At 70.2% G+C, this 17,420-nt stretch carries 15 protein-coding genes; 7 read left to right on the forward strand and 8 right to left on the reverse strand.

Features of this window, described 5'->3' with window-relative positions; all coding sequences use genetic code 11:
• The 4 genes from ACSQ14_RS04110 to miaA form a co-directional block, all read right to left on the reverse strand.
• On the reverse strand, nucleotides 1-780 hold the full coding sequence (locus ACSQ14_RS04110) for a VOC family protein (protein ID WP_436010003.1): 780 nt from the start codon (nucleotides 778-780) through the stop codon (nucleotides 1-3).
• Nucleotides 781-883: 103 nt separating this feature from the next.
• The gene (gene ybaK, locus ACSQ14_RS04115; protein WP_436010005.1) at nucleotides 884-1,357 is read right to left on the reverse strand and encodes a Cys-tRNA(Pro) deacylase; all 474 of its coding nucleotides are present in this window, start codon (nucleotides 1,355-1,357) and stop codon (nucleotides 884-886) included.
• 213 nt (nucleotides 1,358-1,570) lie between these two features.
• Complete coding sequence (locus tag ACSQ14_RS04120) at nucleotides 1,571-3,358, reverse strand: acetolactate synthase 3 large subunit (RefSeq protein ID WP_436010007.1); 1,788 nt, start codon at nucleotides 3,356-3,358, stop codon at nucleotides 1,571-1,573.
• Nucleotides 3,359-3,743: 385 nt separating this feature from the next.
• Nucleotides 3,744-4,661, reverse strand: a complete 918-nt coding sequence (gene miaA / locus ACSQ14_RS04125) for a tRNA (adenosine(37)-N6)-dimethylallyltransferase MiaA (protein WP_436010009.1) — start codon at nucleotides 4,659-4,661, stop codon at nucleotides 3,744-3,746.
• Here miaA and serB point away from each other — a divergent pair.
• The 3 genes from serB (at nucleotide 4,660) to ACSQ14_RS04140 (ending at nucleotide 6,995) form a co-directional block, all read left to right on the forward strand.
• Complete coding sequence (gene serB / locus ACSQ14_RS04130; RefSeq protein WP_436010011.1) at nucleotides 4,660-5,550, forward strand: phosphoserine phosphatase SerB; 891 nt, start codon at nucleotides 4,660-4,662, stop codon at nucleotides 5,548-5,550. The two genes, miaA and serB, sit on opposite strands and share 2 nt — an antisense overlap.
• A gap of 154 nt (nucleotides 5,551-5,704) precedes the next feature.
• The gene (locus ACSQ14_RS04135) at nucleotides 5,705-6,418 is read left to right on the forward strand and encodes an HAD family hydrolase (protein WP_436010013.1); all 714 of its coding nucleotides are present in this window, start codon (nucleotides 5,705-5,707) and stop codon (nucleotides 6,416-6,418) included.
• 49 nt (nucleotides 6,419-6,467) lie between these two features.
• A complete protein-coding gene (locus tag ACSQ14_RS04140) occupies nucleotides 6,468-6,995 on the forward strand; it encodes a nuclear transport factor 2 family protein (RefSeq protein WP_436010015.1) in 528 nt (175 codons plus the stop codon).
• A gap of 73 nt (nucleotides 6,996-7,068) precedes the next feature.
• Here ACSQ14_RS04140 and hflC read toward each other — a convergent pair whose 3' ends face one another.
• Both hflC and hflK read right to left on the reverse strand, forming a co-directional pair.
• The gene (gene hflC / locus ACSQ14_RS04145) at nucleotides 7,069-7,959 is read right to left on the reverse strand and encodes a protease modulator HflC (RefSeq protein WP_436010017.1); all 891 of its coding nucleotides are present in this window, start codon (nucleotides 7,957-7,959) and stop codon (nucleotides 7,069-7,071) included.
• Entirely contained in the window at nucleotides 7,956-9,122 is a 1,167-nt protein-coding gene (hflK, locus tag ACSQ14_RS04150; RefSeq protein ID WP_436010019.1) for an FtsH protease activity modulator HflK, read from the reverse strand. The genes hflC and hflK overlap by 4 nt, the downstream gene beginning before the upstream one ends.
• 132 nt (nucleotides 9,123-9,254) lie before the next feature.
• Between hflK and ACSQ14_RS04155 the strand changes: the two genes are divergently transcribed.
• On the forward strand, nucleotides 9,255-10,358 hold the full coding sequence (locus ACSQ14_RS04155; protein WP_436010021.1) for an Mrp/NBP35 family ATP-binding protein: 1,104 nt from the start codon (nucleotides 9,255-9,257) through the stop codon (nucleotides 10,356-10,358).
• 129 nt (nucleotides 10,359-10,487) lie between these two features.
• Here ACSQ14_RS04155 and ACSQ14_RS04160 read toward each other — a convergent pair whose 3' ends face one another.
• Nucleotides 10,488-11,849: an MFS transporter gene (locus ACSQ14_RS04160; RefSeq protein WP_436010023.1), complete on the reverse strand. Its 1,362-nt coding sequence runs from the start codon at nucleotides 11,847-11,849 to the stop codon at nucleotides 10,488-10,490.
• Nucleotides 11,850-12,093: 244 nt separating this feature from the next.
• Here ACSQ14_RS04160 and ACSQ14_RS04165 point away from each other — a divergent pair, with 244 nt between their 5' ends.
• Together ACSQ14_RS04165 and ACSQ14_RS04170 are read left to right on the forward strand one after the other, a co-directional pair.
• The gene (locus ACSQ14_RS04165; protein ID WP_436010025.1) at nucleotides 12,094-12,549 is read left to right on the forward strand and encodes a globin domain-containing protein; all 456 of its coding nucleotides are present in this window, start codon (nucleotides 12,094-12,096) and stop codon (nucleotides 12,547-12,549) included.
• Between the two features lie 52 nt (nucleotides 12,550-12,601).
• Nucleotides 12,602-13,219, forward strand: a complete 618-nt coding sequence (locus ACSQ14_RS04170; protein WP_436010027.1) for a glutathione S-transferase family protein — start codon at nucleotides 12,602-12,604, stop codon at nucleotides 13,217-13,219.
• A 120-nt stretch (nucleotides 13,220-13,339) separates the two neighbouring features.
• On the opposite strand, the gene ACSQ14_RS04175 is transcribed toward ACSQ14_RS04170, so the two are convergent.
• A complete protein-coding gene (locus tag ACSQ14_RS04175) occupies nucleotides 13,340-14,716 on the reverse strand; it encodes a hypothetical protein (RefSeq protein ID WP_436010029.1) in 1,377 nt (458 codons plus the stop codon).
• A gap of 188 nt (nucleotides 14,717-14,904) precedes the next feature.
• On the opposite strand from ACSQ14_RS04175, the gene ACSQ14_RS04180 reads away from it, so the two are divergent.
• On the forward strand, nucleotides 14,905-17,313 hold the full coding sequence (locus ACSQ14_RS04180) for a TonB-dependent receptor (protein WP_436010031.1): 2,409 nt from the start codon (nucleotides 14,905-14,907) through the stop codon (nucleotides 17,311-17,313).
• Nucleotides 17,314-17,420 lie beyond the last annotated feature (107 nt).

The raw sequence follows: 17,420 nt of genomic DNA on the forward strand, positions 1-17,420 counted from the left end.
CTACCCGCGCTTGCCGACCAGGGCGAACATCGCGCCCTGCGGATCGACGGCCTGGATGATCCAGTCGCCGCCCGGGACCTCCATCGGACCGTTGACCACCTTACCGCCGCCGTTGGTCACCCGCAGCACGGCCGCGTCGATGTCGCCGACCTGGAAGTAGTAGAGCCAGGCTGGCTGACGCACCTGCTCGGGCTTCTTCATCATCCCGCCGACGACGCCGTCCTGGTTGGAGAACAGCTGGTAGGGGCCCATCGGCCCCATATCCAGGGTGTCGCCCTTCTTCCAACCGAACATCGCTTCGTAGAAGCCGAACCCCTCGGCCGGGTCGCCGCCGTAGAGTTCGTGCCAGCTGGTGTGGCCCAGCGCGCCCGGCGGGGTGTCCGGCCAGCCGCCGTCCATCGGCGCCGGCTTCATGATCTCGAACACCGCGCCGTGCGGGTCGGCGACCACGGCGAAGCGGCCGATGTCGGGGATGTCCTCCGGCGGCCGCATCACCGATCCGCCGAGGCTGCGGACCTTCTCCGCCGCGGCGTCGCAATCGTCGACGCAGACGTAGCCGGTCCAGTTCGGCGGCACGCCCATCGCCTTCACCTCGGCCGGGATGGTCATCATCCCGGCGACGCCGGACGGCGCGTCCGCGGCCTTCAGGACGGTGTAGGTCATGTCGCCGGCGGACATGTCTTCATGGGTCCAGCCGACCACGTCGCCGTAGAAGCGCTTCGCCGCCTCCACGTCGGAGGTCATCAGCTCGTACCAGATGTAACGGCCGTGATTGCTCATCGCAGCGTCTCTCCCGTTGGGCTCGGAGAACCAGGGTCGCAGGTTCCTGCGAAGGACGTGCGAAGGCCAACGGTTCCGACGGCGGCGGCCGGATTTTCGTCGCCTAGGCCGCCACCGCCGCGACCTTGGCGTCCAGCACCCGCACCAGCTCGGCAGGCGCAAGGCGCACCTGCAGGCCGCGTTGGCCGCCGTTGACGAAAGCTTCCGCCAGCTCCGCCGCGGCCGCGTCGAGCACGGTCGGCAGGCGCTTCTTCTGGCCGAACGGGCTGACCCCGCCGACCCGGTAGCCGGTGATCCGCTCGGCCTCGGGGACCGGGGCCATCTCGGCCGCCTTGGCCCCGAGCGCGGCGGCCAGCTTCTTCATGCTGACCTCGCGGTCGGAGGCCAGCACCACGCAGGCCGGCTTGCCGTCGGCCTTGACGATCAGGGTCTTCAGCACCTCGCCCGCCGGCGCGCCGAGCGCCTCGGCGGCCTGCAGCCCGACCCGGTCGGCGTCGGGGTCATAGGCGTAGGTGGCGAGCGCGTAGCGCACGCCGGCCTTGTCGAGCGCGACGGTGGCGGGGGTGGTCTTGGACATGGCCGCCTTCTACCCGCCGCTCGTCCCCGCGAAAGCGGGGATCCAGGTTTTTTTGGAGCGCGGTGCGGGCAGTTCAGGGAACCACGAAAGACACGAAAAACACGACCCGAAGCGGGATCGGTCCGGCCGAGCGCTCTTTCGTGTTTTTCGTGCCTTTCGTGGTTCAAAAAGCCTGGGTCCCCGCTTTCGCGGGGATGACCGGTTCTTAGTGGCTCAGACCAGCCGCTTGCCGGCCTCGTCGATGATCGAGCCGAGGTCGCGGGACTCCTCGGCCATGATCATCTCGTTGTGCGCCTTGCCGGACGGGATCATCGGGAAGCAGTTCTCTTCCTTGGTCACCCGGCAGTCGAAGATCACCGGCCTGTTGACCGAGATCATCTCGCGGATCTTGTCGTCCAGCTCGGCCGGATGCTCGGCGCGAAGGCCGACGCAGCCGAACGCCTCGGCCATCTTCACGAAGTCCGGCAGGCTGGCCGAATAGGAGTGCGAGTAGCGCTCGCCGTGCAGCAGTTGCTGCCACTGGCGCACCATCCCCATCCACTCGTTGTTGAGGATGAAGATCTTGATCGGCAGATCGTGCTGAACCGCCGCCGACATCTCCTGCATGGTCATCTGCACGCTGGCGTCGCCGGCGATGTCGATGACCAGGGCGTCGCGGTGGGCCATCTGCACGCCGAGCGCGGCCGGCAGGCCGTAGCCCATGGTGCCCAGGCCGCCCGAGGTCATCCAGTGGTTCGGCTTGTCGAAGTGGAAGAACTGCGCCGCCCACATCTGGTGCTGGCCGACCTCGGTGGTGACGTAGACGTCGCGGTCCTTGGTCAGCTCGTACAGCCGCTGGATGGCGTGCTGCGGCTTGATCAGCTTGTCGTCCTGGCGATAGCGGAACGACTGGCGCGCCCGCCAGGCCTCGATCTGCTTCCACCAGTCGGTCAGCGCGGTCGGCTCGACCTTGTAGTTGCGCTGCTTCCAGACCGCGATCAGGTCCTCGAGCACCGAGGCGGCGTCGCCCACGATGCCGATGTCGGCGCGCACGTTCTTGCTGATCGACGACGGGTCGATGTCGATGTGGATCTTCCGCGAGGTCGGCGCGAAGGCGTCAAGCCGGCCGGTCACCCGGTCGTCGAACCGCGCGCCGACGGCGATCATCACATCGCAGTCGTGCATGGCGTTGTTGGACTCGAACGAGCCGTGCATGCCGACCATGCCCAGCCACTGCTTGTCCGAGGCCGGGAAGGCGCCCAGGCCCATCAGGGTCGAGGTGACCGGCGCGCCGGTCAGGGCGGCGAACTCGCGGAGCAGCGCGGCCGCCCGCGGGCCGGCGTTGATCACGCCGCCGCCGGTGTAGAGGATCGGCCGGCGCGCGTTGGCGATCAGCGCCGCAGCCTCGGCGATGCGCGACGGGTCGCCCTTGGTGCGCGGCGCGTAGTTGTGCGCCGGCTTCACCTCTTTCGGGCCCTGGTAGACGCCCTTGGCGAACTGCACGTCCTTCGGGATGTCGATGACCACCGGGCCCGGACGGCCGGAGGTGGCGATGTGGAAGGCCTCGTGGATGATCCGCGGCAGGTCCTCGACCGACTTCACCAGGTAGTTGTGCTTGGTGCAGGGCCGGGTGATCCCGATGGTGTCGCATTCCTGGAAGGCGTCGGTGCCGATCAGGTGGGTGGCCACCTGGCCGGTGAAGACCACCATCGGGATGGAGTCCATCAGCGCGTCGACGATGCCGGTGACGGCGTTGGTCGCGCCGGGGCCGGAGGTGACCAGGACGACGCCCGGCTTGCCGGTCGAGCGGGCGTAGCCTTCGGCGGCGTGGGTCGCGCCTTGTTCGTGGCGCACCAGCACGTGCTGCAGCTTCGGCTCGTTGAACAGCGCGTCGTAAATTGGCAGCACCGCGCCGCCCGGATAGCCGAACAGCACGTCGACCCCTTGATCGAGCAGGGCGCGCACGACGATCTCGGCGCCGGAGATGGTGTCTTGCTGGGCTTCGAGCGTGGCGGCGGTCATGGGATGCGACCTTTTTGGAAAACGGGCCTGAGCGGCCAAATGGGCAATAAAAAAGGCCCTTCGAGGGGCCTGGGACGAGCGACCGGAAAGGCCTGACGCGGGGGTCAGTCCTTAGGACGGTCGCCTTACGATTACGAGCACGGTGCGCACGGGAATTCTCTTTGAATGAGCGTCGAGGCTTTCGCATGCCCGTGCCAGCAGGTCAAGCGGGCGGCTGGGGGAAGAAACTGCCTCAGGCGCTGGTGTGGCCGCGGCGCCGAAACCCCCCCTCAGTCGGCTGCGCCGACAGCTCCCCCGCTCCGCGGTGGAGCATCTGGGCCTAGATCCTCCACCGCGCAGCGGGGGAGGTGGATCGGCGCGGCACGCGCCGAGACGGAGGGGGCGTTCAGCCTTGCAGCGCCGCGAACTCCGCCCATTGGCCTTCGGCGTCCGGCGCGGTGATCCGCGGCCAGTCGGCCATCTGGCCGCGCATCCAGGTCAGCTGGCGCTTGGCGTAGCGGCGGGTCTCGCGTTGCGCCGCTTCGAGCGCCTCGGCCAGCGAGGCGTCGCCGCGCAGGTGGGCCGCCAACTCGCGCACGCCGACCGCCTTCATCGCCGGCAGCGCCGGGTCGAGCGCGCGGAGGGCCAGGCCGGCGACCTCCTCCAGCGCGCCCTCGCGCACCATCGTCTCCAGCCGCGCGTCGCAGCGGGCGTAGAGCACCTCGCGCGGCGGCTCCAGCGCGACCCCGCGCCAGGCCTCGGCCGGCAGGGCGGGCTCGCCGGTCCGCCGCCAGTCGGTCAGCGAGGTCCCGGACGCCGCGTAGACCTCCCAGGCGCGCACCAGCCGTTGGCGGTCGTTGGCGGCGATGCGGGCGGCGGCGGCCGGATCGACGGCGGCGAGGCGGGCGCGGAAGGCTTCCTCGCCCATCTGCTTGAACTCGGCCTCGGCGGCGCGCCGCGCTTCGGCCGGCACCGGCGGGACCTCGGCCAGGCCCTTTGTCAGGGCGGCGAAATAGAGGCCGGTGCCGCCGACCACGATCGCCGGCCGGCCGCGGCTTTCGATCTCCGCCAGCACCTCGGTCGCCGCGCGCAGCCAGCGGCCGACCGACCAGCCGTCGGCGGCGTCGACGGTTCCGAACAGGTGATGCGGGGCGCGCGCCTCCTCGTCGGCGTTCGGGGCGGCGGTCAGCACGCGAAGTCCGCGATAGAGCTGCATGGAGTCGGCGTTGACGATCTCCGCCCCGGTCGCGGCGGCCAGCCGCAGCGCCAGCGCCGACTTGCCGCTTGCCGTGGGGCCGGCGATCAGCCAGATGCGGCGCTGCATGGAACTGGTGCTCACCCTCGTCAGCCCCGACCCCGGGGCCCTCGCTGCGGCCGAAGCCGCCGTCGATCAAGCGCTCGCAAGAGCCGATCTCCCCGTCAAGGCGCATGAGCCGCTCGGCCCGGGCGCGGTCGACATCTATCTGGAGGGCGAGCTCGGCGCGGTGCGCAAGCTGGCGCTCGACGCGCTTGCCCACCACGCGACCGACTGCGCCGTGCAGCCGATCGCGCAGCGCCGCAAGGGGCTGCTGCTGGCGGACATGGACTCCACCATCATCAACGTCGAATGCCTCGACGAGCTGGCCGACTACGCCGGGGTGAAGGCGCAGGTCGCCGAGATCACCGAGCGGGCGATGCGCGGCGAGCTGGAGTTCGAGGGCGCGCTGCGCGAGCGGGTCGGCATGCTGAAGGGCTTGGGGCTCTCGGCGCTGCAGGCCGCCTACGACGAGCGGGTGAAGCTCAATCCGGGCGCGCGGACCCTGGTGCGCACCATGGGCGAGCAGGGCGCGCGCTGCGTGCTGGTGTCCGGCGGCTTCACCTTCTTCACCAGCCGGGTGGCCCAGGCCACCGGCTTCCACGACAACCGCGCCAACACCCTGATCGAGGCCGCCGGCGCGCTGACCGGCCAGGTCGGCGAGCCGATCCTCGGCCGCGAGGCCAAGCTCGCGGCGCTGAGGGAAGAGGCCCAAGCGCTCGGGCTCGCGCTGTCGCAGACCCTGGCGATCGGCGACGGGGCCAACGACCTGGCGATGATCGAGGCCTCGGGCCTGGGCGTCGCCTACCGCGCCAAGCCGATCGTCGCGGCCCAGGCCGACGCCAAGGTCGACCACGCCGACCTGACCGCGCTGCTCTACTTCCAGGGCTACCGCGCCGACCAGTTCGTCACGGACTGACCGTAAGGGCGCCGCGCCCGCCCTATATCCGGTCATCCCCGCGAAAGCGGGGACCCAGGTGTTTTCTGTTCCTGAAGCGCCTGGGCCCCGGCGTAGCCGGAACGCAAAAAGCCTGGATCCCCGCTTTCGCGGGGAAGAGCGGAGTTGGTGAAGAATGGCGCTCCCCCGCCCGGTCAAAGCCGTGGTCTTCGATATGGACGGCTTGCTGGTCGACACCGAGCAGGTGGTGTTCGAGGCGATGGCCGCGTCCTGCCAGGGCTCCGGCCACGAGATGCCGTTTTCGCTGTTCCAGCGGCTGGTCGGCCTGCCCGGGCACGTCAGCGACCTGATCGTCGTCGAGCACTTCGGGGCCGGCTTCGACCTGGCGCTCTGGCGCGACGGAGTTTCGCATCATTTCGACGCCATCGCCGCGGCCGGCATCGCGCTGAAGACCGGCGTGGTCGAACTGATCGACCTGTTGGACGTCCGCGGCCTGCCGCGGGCCGTCGCCACCTCTTCGACCCGGCGGGCGGTGGATCACAGCCTGGGCCAGCACGGCCTGGTCGAGCGCTTCCACGCGATCATCAGCCGCGAGCTGCAGACCCACCACAAGCCGCACCCGGACCCGTTCCTGAAGGCCGCCGCGGCGCTCGGCGTCGCGCCGGAGGACTGCCTGGCGCTGGAAGACTCGCACAACGGCGTCCGCGCTGCGGCAGCCGCCGGGATGATGACCATCATGGTCCCGGACCTGCTCGACCCCACCGAGGAGATGCACGACCTCTGCGTCCGCATCGCCGGCGACCTGCACGAGGTGCGGGCGCTGTTGGAAGGGGGCACCGGTGCACGCCTCTCGATATCCCCAGGGCGCGGCGACTCCAGGATGGAGTGACTGGTCACGGCTGGTGGCATGCTCGCGGCGGTGACCGAAGGAGAAGCCGATGTCCGAACAGCTGCTGCAGGAGCTCGTCGATCACCGGGCGATCCTCGAGCTCAAGGCCCGCTTCGTGCACACGGTCGACGCCAAGGACTGGGACGGCTACCGGGCCGTGTTCACGCCATCGGAGGGAGTTTTCGACTTCGGCGGCGGCTTCACGGTGGAGGGCGGCGACGCCTTCGTGGCGACGGTCGCCGGCCAGTTGGAGAACGCGACCTCGGTCCACCGCGCCTTCCTGCCCCAGATCACCTTCGCCAGCCCGACCGAGGCCCGGGGCGAATGGGCGGTCAACGATTACATCGAATTCGCGCCGGACCCCGCCACAGGCGAGCGCCGAGGCCAGCAGGGCTTCGGGTATGAATACGAGCTCTACCGGAAGATCGACGGCGTCTGGAAGATCGCCGGCTGGCGCGTGCACTACATCCGCCTGGATCCCCTGCCGCGCGCTCCACTACCTGACGGCATTCTCGGCGGTACCGACGTCCTGCGGGATCCGGCCTATCTCGCCGCGGTGACGAAGCCGCCTTGTTGAGGTCCCGAGCCGAGGGCGAAGCCGCCGCGGCCTGGCTGGCCAGGCGCGCGGCGCTCGCCACCGACCCTCGCGCCTACCGCCCCGCGCCGCGTTCGAAGTAGCGGAAGAAGCTGCTGTCCGGCGACAGCACCAGGGTCGAGTCGCCCTGGCCGAGCGCGGTGTCGTAGGCCTGCATCGAGCGGTAGAAGCTGGCGAAGCCCGGGTCGCGGCCGAAGCTCTGGGCGAAGATCCGCGTGCGTTGGGCGTCGCCTTGGCCGCGGGTGGTCTCGGCCTCCTCGGTGGCGGTGGCGAGGGTGATCGCCACTTCCTTGTCGGCGCCGGCGATGATCTCGCGCTTCTGCTGCTCGCCGACGGCGCGGATTTGCGCGGCCTCCTGTTGTCGGGAGGTCTGCATCCGACGGTAGACGGCGGCCTGGTTGGCGGCCGGCAGGTCGGCGCGCTTGATCCGCAGGTCGATCACCTCGATGCCGAACCGGCCGGCCTGGGCGCGACGGGCGACGTCGGCCTTGGTCTGGGCCATCAGCCCGGCGCGCTGGCCGGAGATGATGTTGGTCGAGGTGGTCGAGCCCAGCACCTGGCGCAGCGCCGAGTTGACCAGCGGCTCCAGCCGGGCGGCCGCGGTGCGGTCGTCGCGCAGGGTCCGGTAGTACTGCAGCGGGTCGGAGATCCGGTAGCGGAGGAAGGCGTCGACGACGAGCCGCTCCTGATCGGCCGAAATCACCTCTTCCTGGTCGGCCTCGAGGCCGAGGTTGCGGCGGTCGAAGCGGATCACCCGGTCGAGGAACGGCGTCTTGATGTTCAGCCCGGGCCCGCCCTTGCCCAGCGCGTTGATCACCCGCACCGGCTCGCCGAAGCGCACGACCAGCGCGGATTCCCGCTGGTCGACGATGAACAGGGTGTTGGAGAGGATCACCAGCAGGGCGAAGGCGGTCACGCCCCAGGTGGTCAGCTGTCGACGGGTCACTGGGCGGCCCTCCTCTGGTCGGAGGCGCCTGGCGCCTGGTCGCCGGTCTGCGCGGGCGCAGACGGGGCAGGGGGCGGAGCCCGGCGCTGGAAGACGTCAGGCGGCAGGACGATCGGGGCGGTCACGCCCTTGCCGTCGACGATCACCTTGTTCGACTTCTGCAGCACCCGTTCCATGGTCTCGAGATAGAGCCGCTCGCGGGTCACCGCCGGGGCGCGGCGGTATTCGCCATAGATCTGGTCGAAGCGCGCGGCGTCGCCCTGCGCTTCGCGGACCGACTGTTCGCGATAGCCCTGGGCGGACTGCACGATGCGCGCCGCGTCGCCCTTGGCCTCGTTGATCACGCGGTTGCGGTAGGTGTTGGCCTCGTTGACCGCGGATTCGGCGTCCTGACCGGCGTTGGCGACCTCGCGGAAGGCGGCGACCACCTCCTGCGGCGGGTTGGCCGAGCGGATCTGCACCTCGACCACGACGACGCCGACGCCCCAGGCGTTGAGCGTCTTCTGCATCAGTTCGGCGGCCTGGATCTGCACCTGGCCGCGGCCCTTGGTGAGGATTTCCTGCAGCGGCATCTTGCCGACGACTTCGCGCATGGCGCTTTCGGCGACGTCCTTGACCGCGACTTCCGGATTGCGCGTCGAGAAGACGAAGCGCGAGGCGTTGTCGACCCGCCAGGTGACGCTGAAATCGAGGTTGATGATGTTCTCGTCGCCGGTGAGCATCAGGCTCTCTTGCGGCACGTCGGCGTCCGCCGTGCCGCCGATGTCGATGCGGTTCAGCGAGGTGACGGGCACCTTCTCGATGCGTTCGATCGGCGCCGGGAAGTGGTAGCGCAGGCCCGAACCCTCGGAGCGCGAATAGGCGCCGAAGGTGGTCACGACCGCTTCCTCGTTCGGTTGCACGACGTAGAAGCCGGAGAGCGCCCACAGGCCGACCACGCCGCCGGCGATGGCGGCGACCGCGCCAGGGCGAACCCCGCCGGGGCCGCCGAGGAACTGGCGCAGCCGCATCCGCAGGCGCTCGAGGTTCGGGTTCAGATCGGGTCCGCCGGGCCGGCGCGGGCCGCGGCCGCCGCCTTGCGGCGGGCGTGGCGGCTGGTTGCGCCGATCGTCATCGGGGGGCGAGCCCCAGGGGCCAGGGTTGGCGTTGTCGTTCCAGGGCATCAGCCGCGTCGCGTCTTGGTCAAGCTGGCTCCAGGGCGCAGCCGGGTCGGACCAAGCCCCCGTTGGGCTTGTAAACCGGCGCTGTCCGCCGGATATGAGGTTCCTTCTCAAGCAAGGCAAGCCATAGGCGTCATGAGCGACGGACCAGTTCCCGACCGCGCAGCCATTCTCGCCGCCCTGGACGCGGTCAAGGATCCCAAGAGCGGCAAAGGCTTAGCCGCAGCTGGCCTGGTGCGCGGGCTGATCCTGCGGGCCGGCCGGGCGGCGTTTATGTTGGAAGTTCCGCCGGCGGACGTTGCGCTTTACGCCCCCGTCCGCGACGCCGCCGAGGCGGCGCTGATCCAGGCCAGCGGGATCGCCAGCGCCCATGTGGTGCTGACCGCCGAGAGCGCCGCGCCGGCGCCGCCGAAGGTCGAGGGCCGCCGCGCCAAGGTGTCGGAGGATCCGCAGGCGAAGCTCGGCCACATGCCGGAGGCCGTGCGCCCGGATCACGTGAAAAAAGTCATCGCCATCGCCAGCGGCAAGGGCGGGGTCGGCAAGTCGACGGTCGCCGCCAGCCTGGCCGTGGCCTTCGCCCGCCGCGGCCTGCGCGCCGGCCTGCTCGACGCCGACATCTACGGCCCGTCGGCGCCGCACATGCTGGGGGTCGCCGGCGAGCCGACGTTCGACGCCGACAAGCGGCTGATCCCGCTGGAGGCCTGGGGCGTGAAGGTGATGTCGGTCGGCTTCATCGTCGAGGAGGGCGACGCCGCGATCTGGCGCGGGCCGATGGCGTCCTCGGCGGTGCGCACCCTGATCGGCTCCCACTGGGGCGACGAGGCCGAGCCCCTGGACGTGCTGGTCGTCGACCTGCCGCCCGGCACCGGCGACATCCAGCTGACCATCGCCCAGCGGCTCAAGCTGGACGGCGTGGTGATCGTCTCCACCCCGCAGGAGATCGCCCTGATCGACGCCCGGCGGGCGGCCACCATGTTCCGCAAGATGGGCGCTGAGATCCTCGGCGTGGTCGAGAACATGGCCTATTTCGCCGATCCGACGACCGGCGCGAAGCTGCCGATCTTCGGCGAAGGCGGGGCGGCGGCGGAGGCCGAGCGCCTCGGCGTCCCGCTGCTCGGCCAGGTTCCGCTGGAGATGCCGCTGCGCGAAGCCTGCGACAGCGGCCGGCCGCTGGTGGCGACGACCCCGGACAGCCCGGCCTCGAAGGTGTTCCTGGAGATCGCCAGGAAGCTGGCGTGACCTAGCCGCTCATCCCGGCGAAGGCCGGGACCCAGGTTCAGCCTGAGCGCCGGGGCAGGATCCGCTGGCGGCCTTTCGGTGACTTCGGCGTCCGGGATCTGGGTCCCGGCCTTCGCCGGGACGAGCGGATTATTTATCCCCCCCGTGCGCCCGGTCCCGCGCCTCGAGCTTCTCGCGGATCTCCGCGTGGCGTTCGCGGTCGAGCTTGTAGCCGACGAAGCACAGGCCGCCCATCATCACGAATACGATCGGCCCGGCGAGGAAGGCGATCTCCAACCCGCGCAGGGCGCGCTCGGTGTTCACCGCGCCGACCTTCGGGTCGAAGCCGACCTCGCTCAGCACCCGGAAGGTCAGGAAGATCGCCATCGCCGTCGCCAGCTTGGTGGTGGCGTTGGTCAGGGCGAAGATAAGCCCGGTCCACTCGCGGCCGGTCTCCAGGCGGATCTCGTCGGCGATGTCGGCGGTTAGCGCGCGCAGCGACACCAGGAAGCCGGCGAAGGCCGCCCCGGCGACCAGCATCAGCGGAACCGTGCCCAGCAGGTCGCCGTAGGGCAGGAACGGCACCGCCATCAGGCACAGCGAATAGGCGGTGGTGCAGACGATCAGCGCGCGGTGCTTGTTGAGCCGCGCCGACAGCCAGGCCGTCGCCGGCGCGCCGACGAAGCCGGCGGCGACATAGATCAGCAGCAGCAGGTTGGCTTGGCCGGTGTCGAAGCCGCGCTTGGTGGTGAAATAGAACAGGTAGAGCGCCGCCATCCAGCCCGGCCCCATCTGGATGAACAGGTCGGAGATGATCAGCCGCACGACGTTCGGCTGGGTGATCAGCCGGCCGTAGTCGCGCAGGGTGAAATGCGCCGTATGGTCCGGGGCGATCCGCTCAGGGGTGCGGGCGACCATCAGCAGCGTGGTCAGCGGCGCGGCGATGATCACGAACCAGATCATCGCCTCCACCCCTTGGGCGTCGGAATAGCCGAGGCTGTTCATCACCACCGGGACGATCAGCACCGAGACCGAGCCCAGGACGCTGAGCCAGATAATGGCGGCGAAGATCCGCGAGCGCTCCTGGTAGGTCGGCGCGAGGCTGGTCGCCCAGGCCAGCTGCGCCAGGTACATGGCCGAATAGCCGAGGTACATCACCAGCAGCACGCCGATCAGGAAGGCTTCGCCGACCGCGCCGGGCGGATGCATCAGCACATAGAGCGCCGCCATCATCACCGGCGGGCCGCCGAGCGCCCACAGGCGGTAGCGGCCGAACCGGCTGCGGGTGCGGTCCATCGCCAGCCCCAGCAAGGGGTCGAGCGGGATGTCGATCGCTCGCACCATGGCGAAGGCGGCGCCGACCACCGCCAGGCTCAGCCCCATGTGGCTGGCGAAGTAGCGCGGCAGCTGGACGGTCAGGGCGAGCTGCAGCGCGCCGATCGGCAGGCCGGCGGCGGCGAAGGCCAGCAGGGCCGGGGTGGAGAGCGCCCGGGTGAGGCCGGTCTGGTGCACCTGGGAGTCTCCGCGGCTGGTCCTTAACCGCCTCATTACCGCCGATTCGCCGGGAAGCCTGCGCGGGTCCGGGCGGGTCGGCGCAACATCGCCGTGACGGTGGGCGCAAGCTTGGCGCTGGCGAAATCATCAGGCCACGATGTAATCGCAACTCCGTAACGCCCCGGAGTAGGCGGGATTGCCGACCGCCGGTATTGGAAAGGCGTCGCCGTTCTGGCGGCCAAGCTTTCCAAGGACCACTCTCATGACCAAGCCGCTGTCGCCGGAGTCGATCGCCATCGTGAAGGCCACCGCGCCGGTGCTGGTGCAGCACGGCGTCGCGATCACCACCCGCATGTATGAGCGCCTGTTCGTCGACGCGTCGATCAAGCACATGTTCGACCAGGCCGCGCAGGCCTCGGGCGAGCAGCCCCGCCGGCTGGCCGCCGCCATCGTCGCCTTCGCCCAGAATGTCGACAACCTGCCGGCGCTGGCCGGCGCGGTGGAACGCATGGCCGAGCGCCACGTCGAAACCGCTGTGAAGCCGGAGCACTATCCGAAGGTCGCCGAGGCCCTGCTCCCGGCGATCCGCGACGTGCTCGGCGAAGCCGCCACCGACGAGGTGCTGAACGCCTGGGGCGAAGCCTACTGGTTCCTCGCCGACGTGCTGATCCGCCGCGAGGCCCAGCTCTACACCGACGCGGAAGTCACCGCGGCTTGACCTGCCTCGGCGCGCGGGCTCCCCTTTCCGCAACGAGGGGAGTCCGTACGCCGTGAAACTCTACGATACGCCGTTCGCGCCCAATCCGCGCCGCGTCCGCTGGGTGATGGCCGAGAAGGGCGTGAACGACGTCGAGATTGTCGCGCTCGACATCATGAAGGGCGAGCACAAGCAGCCCGGCTACCTGGACAAGTCCGGCCTGGCGCAGCTGCCGGCCCTGGAGCTCGACGACGGCGTGGTGATCACCGAGTCGATCGCCATCTGCCGCTATCTCGAAAGCCATCACCCCGAGCCCAACCTGTTCGGCCGCACGCCCGAAGAGACCGCGGTCATCGAGATGTGGCTGCGCCGCGCCGAGATGCTGGTGGCCACGCCGACGATGTTCTGGGTACGCCACACCGCCCCGCCGCTGGCGGTGCTGGAGGCGCCGAATCCGGCGGTCGCGGCCTACAACCAGGCCGAGGCGCTGAAGGGGCTGGAGTTCCTGGACGCGCGCCTGGCCGGGCGCGAGTGGCTGGCCGCCGAGCGCCTGACCATCGCCGACATCGCCGCCTTCATCGGCCTCGACTTCGCCCGGCTGATCCGCTTCCGCCCGCCGGAAACCTTGGCCAACCTCAACCGCTGGGCCGCGGCGATGCGCGCGCGGCCTGCGGCGAAGGCGGGGATGTAGCCCCTCTCCGTCATCGCCCGGCTTGTCCGGGCGACCCATCCCAATGTCGCTCCGCAGCAGCTGCGGCCGGCGCCTGGGGCTGGGTGGCCCGCACAAGCCGGGCCATGGCGGACGTGAAGATCACCGCACCCGGTTGGCGTAGCCGTCGGCTCGCGCCGCCAGCTGCGCGCGGCGCTGCTCGGGGGTGACGCGGGGCACGGGCAGGTCCTGGATCTCGGCGATGCGCACCAGGCGGAAGTCGCGCACCAGGCCGTCCTTGGTCGCGCCGGGCGGCAGGCCTTGCCAGCGCAGCACTGCGTAGCCCTCGGCGAGGCCGGCGCTGTCGATCCAGTTGGCGACGCCGGGGTCGGTCGGCGCGATCACATAGGTGAAGCTGCCGTCGGCGTTCGGCCGCGCCTGCGAGAAGTTGAGGCTGGTCTGGTGGCGCGTGGCGTCGGCGGCGATCATCCACGGATCGGTCGCCTGGAAGCCGGTGTAGCTGGCCCCGCCGGCGGTGGTGGTCACCAGGATCGCCTCGCCCGGCGCGAGCTTGAACCGCACGCCGGAGACAAAGCCCCAGCCGCCGTCGCGGGCGACCGGCCCGCCGATGCTGTTGGGCGCGAGCCCGCCGAACCAGCCGTCGCCGAAGGCCGACCAGAAGCGCACATAGTCCTCCAGCTTGGCGAGCACCCGGCGGCGCAGCTCCGCGGGGTCGGCGGGCGCCGGCGCGCCGGCGTCGAGCCGGCGGATCGTCAGCCGGCTGGGCCGCTGGCTCCAGTCGGAGAGGGTGTCGCGGATGCCGACCGTCAGCGGCCGGGGCGGCAGCGCGACCTGGGCGGGACCGCCGTCGGCGCCGCCCAGGACGAGACGGAAGCGGCCGTCCGGGCCGATCGCCAGGTCGCGGTCGGTGAGCATCGCCACCTGGTTGCCGAGGTCGGCGCCGTTGGTCTTCTTGGTGTCGGCCTTGGTCGGCAGCCCGCCGTCGCCGCGGACGATCTCCAGGCTCAGCTGCGCCGGGCGATGCGCCGGATCGACCTGCCCGAGGATCTCGTAGCGCCCGGCCCCGTCGAGATAGGCGAGCCGGTAGATGTTGTCGGGATTGTCGCCGGCGGTGCCGACCCCGCCGACCGTGTGGCCGAGCCAGGTGCGCGGAGTGTCGTCGGTGCCCCACAGGATGTCCGGCGCGCGCCAGGCGGCGATCTCCTTGAAGATCACCGAATTGGTCCACTGGGCGATCGCCTCGTCGATGCGGGCCGCGCCGCTCGGCGTCTGGCCGGTCGGGCGGGTGGCCAGCTCAGCCCGCAGCCGGGCCTGAGCCGCCTTGATCTCCGGGTCCTGCAGCAGCCGCAGCAGGGTGGTCTCCGCCGCGATCTGCGCCGGCGTGGCCAGCACCGGAACCGGCGCCTGCGCGGCGCCGGACGGCGTCGCCGCGGCGGCAACCAAGGCCGCGATCGCCGCCGTGGCCAGGGCAGTGCGGCGGATGACGCTCCGCGTGCGATCGCCGTGTGAAGTCGTCATCCGCCACCTCTCTCTTCGAGCCCTATGGCGAACTTTCTCGGCGATCGGTGGTCTGAACTGAAAGTCTACAATTCTCATGGGAATTATAGAAAATCTCTGGCCCGGGATCCGCGGCGCTGCGGCTAAGGCGGAAGCAGCGCTGCCGTTCGCGGCCGCGCCTTCCGTCAAGAACAAGAAGACGCATCGCCATGACCGACCGATCCTACGCCGAGCTCTCGACCTCGCCGCATCGCGGCGCCGGCCGCCGCCGCGCCAGCCTGCTGGGCGCCGTGGCCTGCGCCGCCCTGGCCATGGCGGCCGCGCCGGCGATGGCGGCGGACACGACGTCGGACGCTGCGGCCGACGCGACGGCGAACACGGCGGCCGACGACGCCGACGCGGTTCCGGAAGGCTCGGTCGGCGAGATCGTGGTCACCGCCCGCCACCGGGTCGAAAGCGCCCAGTCGGCGCCGCTGGCGGTGTCGGTGGTCGGCGGCGACTTCATCGCCCAGACCAACACCAACAACTTCGCCCAGCTGGTGAAGTTCGTGCCGAGCGTGCAGTTCACCGCGTTCAATCCGCGGAACTCCAGCATCAACATCCGCGGCCTGGGCAACGCCACCGGGGTGGCCAGCGACGGCACCGAGCCGGGCGTCGGCTTCTACGTCGATCAGGTCTATTTCAACCGCCCGGCGCAGGCGACCTTCGACCTGGTCGACGTCGAGCGGGTCGAGGTGTTGAAGGGCCCGCAGGGCGTGTTGTTCGGCAAGAACACCACCGCCGGGGCGATCAGCATCACCACCGCCAGCCCGACCTTCACGCCTCAGGCGGTCGGCGAGGTGAGCGGCGGCAGCTACGGCTATTTCGTCGCCAAGGGCGCGGTCTCCGGGCCGCTGGTCGGCGACGTGCTGGCCGGCCGGCTGTCGCTGTCGACCTCGCGGCGCGACGGCCTGGCGACCAACGACTTCGACGGCGACAAGGTCAACGGCTACCGCAACTTCTCGGCCCGCGGCCAGCTGCTCTACCAGCCGAACGAGGAGCTGAAGGTCCGCTTCATCGGCGACTACAGCCGGCAGACCGCCAACTGCTGCTACCAGGTGCTGGCCGGCATCGTGACGCCGCCGAACGGCAAGAACTACCGCAGCATCGCCCAGGCCTTCGGCTACACGCCGGTGGTCGATCCCTATGAGCGGCACGCGAACGCCAACAACACGGTGTCGGCGCAGCAGGAGAGCGGCGGCGTGTCGCTGCAGGCTGACTGGGCCCAGCCGAAGTACGTGCTGAGCTCGATCACCGCCTGGCGGTTCTGGAACTGGTGGCCGCGCAACGACGTCGACTACAGCCCGCTGTCGGTGATGACCAAGGCCGACCAGGTCAATCACCAGAACCAGTTCACCCAGGAGTTCCGCATCGCCTCGGCCGGCGAGAACAAGCTCGACTATGTGGCCGGCCTCTACTTCTACCGTGAGCAGATCAAGGGCTACTCGACCCAGCGCTACGGCGACGCGGCGAGCTACCTGCTGTTCGGCCCGAGCGTGCCGGCGGTGGTCGCCAACGGCTATGGGCTCGACACCACCTCCAGCGCCGACACCACCAGCTATGCGGCCTACGGCCAGGCGACCCTGCACCTGACCGACCAATGGCGGCTGACCGGCGGCCTGCGCTACACCCAGGACAATAAAAAGGGCCGGTTCGACCAGACGGTCGGCGGCGGCGCGCCGCTGACCGGGCCGCTGGCGCCGCTGGCCGCGCTGCGCGCGGCGCTGGCGGTCCCGGTGTCGTACAAGGCCAAGACCGACGACAGCGATGTCTCGGGCCAGCTGAACCTGGCCTACCAGGCGACCGACGACATCCTGGCCTACGGCAACTTGGCGCGGGGCTATCGCTCGGGCGGGATCAACCTCAGCCAGTTGCCGGCGGGGGCCAGCGCCACCATCGATCCGGAGACCGTCGACAGCGCCGAGATCGGCCTGAAGACCCGCTTCCTCGATCGCCGCGTGACCTTGAACGTGGCGGCCTACTACCAGCGCGACAAGGACTACCAGGGCACAATGGTCGTCACCGGCACGACCAAGACCTACCTGGCCAACATCCCGAAAGTCGAGGTCAAGGGCGTTGAGGTCGACCTGCGCGCCGAGCCGAACCGGCATCTCTCGTTCTACGCCTCGGCCGCCTACAACGACGCCAACTACAAATCCTATCCGGACGCGCCCTGCGGCCTGGAGAACATCCTGAGCACGAGCTGCGACCTGAGCGGTCGGCCGCTGGCCGGGGTGCCGCTCTGGAGCGTCTCGGCCGGAGCGGAATTCCGCCAGCCGCTGACCCTCGGCGCCCGCGAGGTCGAGGCCTACGCGGCCGTCGACGACAGCTTCCGCTCGTCGATCTATTCGAACACCACGGACAGCATCTACAGCCGGCTGCCGAGCCTGAACCTGGTCGACGCCCGCCTCGGCGTGCGGGCCGCCGACGGCGGCTGGGACGCCTATGTCTGGGGCCGCAACATCCTCGACAAGAAGTACTTCACCGCCCGCGCGCCGGGGCTCGGCAACACCGGGGCGATATATGCCGCCCTCGGCGACCCGGCGACCTGGGGTGTGACCTTGCGCGCGCGCTACTGAACGGCTTGGCTGTGGCCTGGGCGCGTTTCGCAACCTCGGAACGCGCCCAAAACCAACGATGAGGGCCCGCCCGGATCAGGTTCGACCTGATGGGACGGGACCAGGGG

The organism is Phenylobacterium sp. LjRoot219, from assembly GCF_964252995.1.
Lineage (GTDB): Bacteria > Pseudomonadota > Alphaproteobacteria > Caulobacterales > Caulobacteraceae > Phenylobacterium.

Bases quoted from the DNA above. Each gene is read 5' to 3' on its own strand.
- ACSQ14_RS04110 (WP_436010003.1), bottom strand. From the start codon at position 780: ATGAGCAATCACGGCCGTTACATCTGGTACGAGCTGATGACCTCCGAC.
- ybaK (WP_436010005.1), bottom strand. From the start codon at position 1,357: ATGTCCAAGACCACCCCCGCCACCGTCGCGCTCGACAAGGCCGGCGTG.
- ACSQ14_RS04120 (WP_436010007.1), bottom strand. From the start codon at position 3,358: ATGACCGCCGCCACGCTCGAAGCCCAGCAAGACACCATCTCCGGCGCC.
- serB (WP_436010011.1), top strand. From the start codon at position 4,660: ATGGAACTGGTGCTCACCCTCGTCAGCCCCGACCCCGGGGCCCTCGCT.
- miaA (WP_436010009.1), bottom strand. From the start codon at position 4,661: ATGCAGCGCCGCATCTGGCTGATCGCCGGCCCCACGGCAAGCGGCAAG.
- ACSQ14_RS04135 (WP_436010013.1), top strand. From the start codon at position 5,705: ATGGCGCTCCCCCGCCCGGTCAAAGCCGTGGTCTTCGATATGGACGGC.
- ACSQ14_RS04140 (WP_436010015.1), top strand. From the start codon at position 6,468: ATGTCCGAACAGCTGCTGCAGGAGCTCGTCGATCACCGGGCGATCCTC.
- hflK (WP_436010019.1), bottom strand. From the start codon at position 9,122: ATGCCCTGGAACGACAACGCCAACCCTGGCCCCTGGGGCTCGCCCCCC.
- ACSQ14_RS04155 (WP_436010021.1), top strand. From the start codon at position 9,255: ATGAGCGACGGACCAGTTCCCGACCGCGCAGCCATTCTCGCCGCCCTG.
- ACSQ14_RS04165 (WP_436010025.1), top strand. From the start codon at position 12,094: ATGACCAAGCCGCTGTCGCCGGAGTCGATCGCCATCGTGAAGGCCACC.
- ACSQ14_RS04175 (WP_436010029.1), bottom strand. From the start codon at position 14,716: ATGACGACTTCACACGGCGATCGCACGCGGAGCGTCATCCGCCGCACT.
- ACSQ14_RS04180 (WP_436010031.1), top strand. From the start codon at position 14,905: ATGACCGACCGATCCTACGCCGAGCTCTCGACCTCGCCGCATCGCGGC.